The organism is Arenibaculum sp. (genome assembly GCF_035998295.1).
Classification (GTDB): Bacteria; Pseudomonadota; Alphaproteobacteria; order Azospirillales; family Azospirillaceae; genus DASYHS01.
This window is the reverse complement of the sequence record NZ_DASYHS010000043.1, coordinates 1-3,790: the sequence shown is the minus strand read 5'-3', so window position 1 is coordinate 3,790 and position 3,790 is coordinate 1. Positions and strand designations below refer to the sequence as shown.

General features: G+C 66.3%; 5 protein-coding genes and 1 pseudogene. 2 read left to right on the top strand and 4 right to left on the bottom strand.

Features of this window, described 5'->3' with window-relative positions:
- Positions 1 to 176: 176 nt before the first annotated feature.
- Positions 177 to 434 (bottom strand): hypothetical protein, encoded by a 258-nt coding sequence (locus VGO20_RS04330; RefSeq protein ID WP_327501064.1) that lies wholly within the window; start codon positions 432 to 434, stop codon positions 177 to 179.
- A 76-nt stretch (positions 435 to 510) separates the two neighbouring features.
- Positions 511 to 1,581, bottom strand: a complete 1,071-nt coding sequence (locus VGO20_RS04325) for a methyltransferase (protein WP_327501063.1) — start codon at positions 1,579 to 1,581, stop codon at positions 511 to 513.
- 185 nt (positions 1,582 to 1,766) lie between these two features.
- On the opposite strand from VGO20_RS04325, the gene VGO20_RS04320 reads away from it, so the two are divergent.
- Positions 1,767 to 2,963, top strand: a complete 1,197-nt coding sequence (locus VGO20_RS04320) for an alpha/beta hydrolase (protein WP_327501062.1) — start codon at positions 1,767 to 1,769, stop codon at positions 2,961 to 2,963.
- A gap of 25 nt (positions 2,964 to 2,988) precedes the next feature.
- Here VGO20_RS04320 and VGO20_RS04315 read toward each other — a convergent pair whose 3' ends face one another.
- On the bottom strand, positions 2,989 to 3,231 hold the full coding sequence (locus VGO20_RS04315; RefSeq protein ID WP_327501061.1) for a hypothetical protein: 243 nt from the start codon (positions 3,229 to 3,231) through the stop codon (positions 2,989 to 2,991).
- Between the two features lie 6 nt (positions 3,232 to 3,237).
- A pseudogene (locus VGO20_RS28605) lies at positions 3,238 to 3,375 on the bottom strand (helix-turn-helix domain-containing protein); the annotation flags it as partial.
- Positions 3,376 to 3,584: 209 nt separating this feature from the next.
- On the opposite strand from VGO20_RS28605, the gene VGO20_RS04310 reads away from it, so the two are divergent.
- Positions 3,585 to 3,790, top strand: a 206-nt coding sequence (locus VGO20_RS04310) for a DUF736 family protein (protein ID WP_327501060.1), incomplete at its 3' end; no start/stop codon positions are given.

Sequence of the window (3,790 nt, the reverse complement as noted above, 5' to 3'; positions counted from 1 at the left end):
GCGGCCTGATAGCACATCGCGCATCGCGCCGTGCAGTGGGTGGTGTATTCGACGACCAGCGCGTTGAAGGTCAACGGCATCCGGTCCATCAGGACGACTTCGGTCAGGATGTCGGCCAAGCCATGCTCCGTCGCCGATTTGCCATCAATGATTTATCATATCGTTAGCGCTTCTCGTCAATAGCCTGTCGGGAACTGCTGAGATAACGGCTTCGACGAGTCGCTATAATTCCACGCCACCGGCCTCGCGAACCGCTTGCCCGCATGCGTCGTAAGCGTCGCGTCGGACACCTCGTGGCCCTGACGCGCGACCCGGTAGAAATGGTCCGTGGCATGATCGCCATGCACGCCGAGCGGCAGGTCCAAAGCGACGAACAGGCGAATACGGTGCTGGAAGGAGCTCGGCGTTGTGAGAAATGCGACCTGAAGGCCCACGTCTCACGACGCCATTTGGCCGGGTGGGTGGCGGGGACGGGCAGGGGACACGGCTACGGCCCCCGGCCCGGCGAATTCACCTCTTTCGCCCGATGACGGCACCGTTGGCGCCGGGCGCGTCGAACCAGATGGTCTCCACGTCGCGGAAGCCGGCATCCTCGAGCCACGTTCCGTACTCGGCCGGAGTGTAGTTCCGTCCCTCGGTCTCGATCAGCATGTTGAGGCTCATGAGCGCGGCCGGGGCCGGGCCGGTCTTGTTGTCGTCGACCAGCAACTCGCTGATGACCACGGCGCCCCCGCTTTCCAGCGCATCGAAGGACCGGGCCAGGAGCACCCGGTTCCGGGACTCGTCCCAGTCGTGCAGGATCATGGACAGCAGGTGCAGGTCGTGCCCGCCCGGCAGCGGTGCGCCGCCGAAGAAGTCGCCGGCCACGGCGTGGATCCGTCCCTCCAGCCCGGCCTGGGCCACTTTCCCGGTGGCGATCCCGGCCACATGGGGCAGGTCGTAGACCGTGGCGCGCAGCCGCGGATAGAGACGGCACAGCTCGATGTCGTAGGCGCCGGAGCCGCCCCCGATGTCCAGCAGCCGATCGAAGCGGCCAAAGTCCACCGCCTCGCCCAGTTTGCGCGCGGTCATGGTCGAGAGCGAGTGCATGGCCTCCCAGAAGAGGGACAGCATCGCCGGGTCCTCACCGTCGAACAGGGAATCCTGCACGTCGGGGTCCCAGGTTGTGGGCCGGTTGGTGCGGATCGCCTCGACGAGCTTGCCCCAGCCGGCGTAGAGCCGCTTGTCCGCCATGGCGACCCATCCGCCGAAGTAGCCGGGTGCGCCGGGCACCAGATAGGCCTCGCTTATGGCCGCGTTCCAGTATCGGCCCCGTGACCGTTCGAGGAGGCCCAGGGAGGCGCAGCCGGTCAGCAGCATCTCCGCAGGCCGCGGGTGGATGCCGAGGTCCCGCGCCAAGTCGGCTGCGGTGGTGCCGCCGGTGCCGGACAGGCGGGCGAACAGGCCCAGCTCGTGGGCGGCGGCCAGCGTCTTGAACGCCCAGAATCCCGTGGAGAGCGCCATGAGCGGCATCGGCGACGGGAGTTCGGTCGCGGCCAAGCCGGCCGGCGCGGGTTCGGGGGCGAAGGGGCGGGTGTCCATGGTCGGATCTCCTCGGATGGTAGGCCCGGTGCGGGCAGGGGCAGGGAAGGCGCTGGGGCCGCGGGTTCGTCACGTGGCCCCGTACAGCCCATGCTGCCTCGCGCCGCGCGGACAGTCCTGGAGGCCGGCTTGATTTTTCCTTCAGGAAACGTGGATATTTCCTGCAGGAGCAGAGGAGCCGGTTGATGGCGTACCGCTTCGGGCCCTATGCGATCGATGTCTCCCGCCGCGAACTCCGGAGGGACGGCGGGCTCGTCCATGTCGAGCCCCAGGTGTTCGATCTGCTGCGCTACCTGGTCGAGAACGGCGGCCGTGTCGTCGGCAAGGACGAACTGCTGGATGCCGTCTGGCAGGGGCGCATCGTCTCGGAGGCCACCTTGAGCAGCCGCATCAATGCCGCGCGCCGGGCCATCGGCGACACGGGCGAGAGGCAGTGCTACATCCGGACGGTTTCCCGCCGAGGGTTCCTGTTCGCCGGCGAGATCGTTCCGCCAGTCGACCTCCCTCGGCCGGGGGCGCCGGAAGGATCATTCCGGGGCCCGGGCGAAGGGCAGGAGGTTCGGTTCTGCAGGTCGGCCGACGGCGTCCGAGTGGCCATGGCCACGTCGGGGCGAGGGGACGTGCTGGTGAAGACGGCCAACTGGCTGAACCACGTGGAATACGACTGGCACAGCCCCTTGTTGCGCCCTTTCCTCCAAGGCCTGTCCGGCCGTCATCGGCTGGTCCGCTACGACGAGCGGGGCTGCGGGCTTTCTGACCGCGATGTCAAGGACATTTCCTTCGAGGGTTTCGTACGGGACCTGGAGGCGGTCGTCGACGCCCTGGCACTCCACCGCTTCTCCCTCATCGGAATCTCGCAAGGTGCTGCCGTCGCGGTCGCCTTCGCGGCGCGGCACCCCGAGCGCGTGGAGAAGCTGGTCCTGCACGGCGGCTATGCCCTCGGGCGCAGGCGGCGCAACTCGCTCGCCCACGAGGAACAGGCGGATGCGTTCGTCACCTTGATGCGCCATGGCTGGGGAGACGAGCACTCCGCGTTCATGCAGGCCTTCAGCTCCATCTACATACCGAGGGGTACGCCGGAGCAGGTTCGGTGGTTCACCGACCTTCAGCGCATGTCGACATCGGCCGAGAACGCCGTCCGCATCAGAGACGCCTGCGATCGGATCGACGTCGTCGATCTCCTCCCGCGGGTCCGCGCCCCGACCCTCGTCACCCACAGCCGTTTCGACCATGTCGCGCCTTTCGAACAAGGGCGGCTCGTGGCGGCGTCGATTCCGGATGCGCGGCTGGTGGCCCTCGAAAGCGACAACCACGCCATTCTTCCCGACGAGCCGGCCTGGGCGACGTGGACGCGTGAGATCGAGGCGTTCCTGGCGGGATGATAAAGACGGTTTCTCCACGGCGTCTTTATTTTCCATAATATATCGTATAGCCCGTTTTCGCGGACATCATGCCCGCCGCGGCGGCCTCATGCGGCGTTCCAAGAAGGGCGCCGACCGATATGAGTAACCCGATTGATGCCGCGACCGCTTTTTTTTTGATTTCTGCGAGCACCCGGCGGACCTCGGGGTAATCACTGTTCCGCCATTCCAGAAGGTCTAGAACCGCTTCCTGCGGGTCCATGTTGCCGAGCGATGCGAGCTTCACCATGCTCGCTTCGGTCGGCCACGACCGCCGGCTTCTCCAGCATGAGATAGAGCTCTGGGTGATCCCGAGACGTGGCGCAAGCTGCCTGTCAGACCGCAGGCCTAAGTTGCGCTGGGCCGCGTCTATGTAGTCTTCGATCGCTCGCATTTTTTGGCTCCCCCTCAGAAACCTTAGAATCTTCGTGAGTAGTGTTGCCTTTCGCCGGGCATTGACAAGGCAACTTTATGGCGGAGTGATAAGCGATACCTATCACCACAAGGTGGTAGGTCCCTCCCCCTCGGAGTTGGAACCCGGCGCCGCTCCAACACGGCGCCGGGTCTGGGCGGGGAAGGGAGGGCAACCCGAGGGAGATCACCATGGCCAAAGTCGGCACAGCTTCGTTCCAGATATCCCCCCGCGGCGCCAAGATCGGCCGCGGCCACCTGCGCACCATCAAGCTCCACCTCGAATTCCAGCTCTTCCCGACCGCTGAACGGACCAGCGACGAAGCGCCGGCGTTCGACGTCGTGACCATGGACGGCGTCCACCTGGGCGCGGCCTGGGAGCGCGAGAGCCGCGGCGG

What these genes read in the sequence shown, in the direction of transcription:
- VGO20_RS04325 (WP_327501063.1), bottom strand. Translation starts at nt 1,581, where the DNA reads ATGGACACCCGCCCCTTCGCCCCCGAACCCGCGCCGGCCGGCTTGGCC.
- VGO20_RS04320 (WP_327501062.1), top strand. Translation starts at nt 1,767, where the DNA reads ATGGCGTACCGCTTCGGGCCCTATGCGATCGATGTCTCCCGCCGCGAA.
- VGO20_RS04315 (WP_327501061.1), bottom strand. Translation starts at nt 3,231, where the DNA reads ATGGTGAAGCTCGCATCGCTCGGCAACATGGACCCGCAGGAAGCGGTT.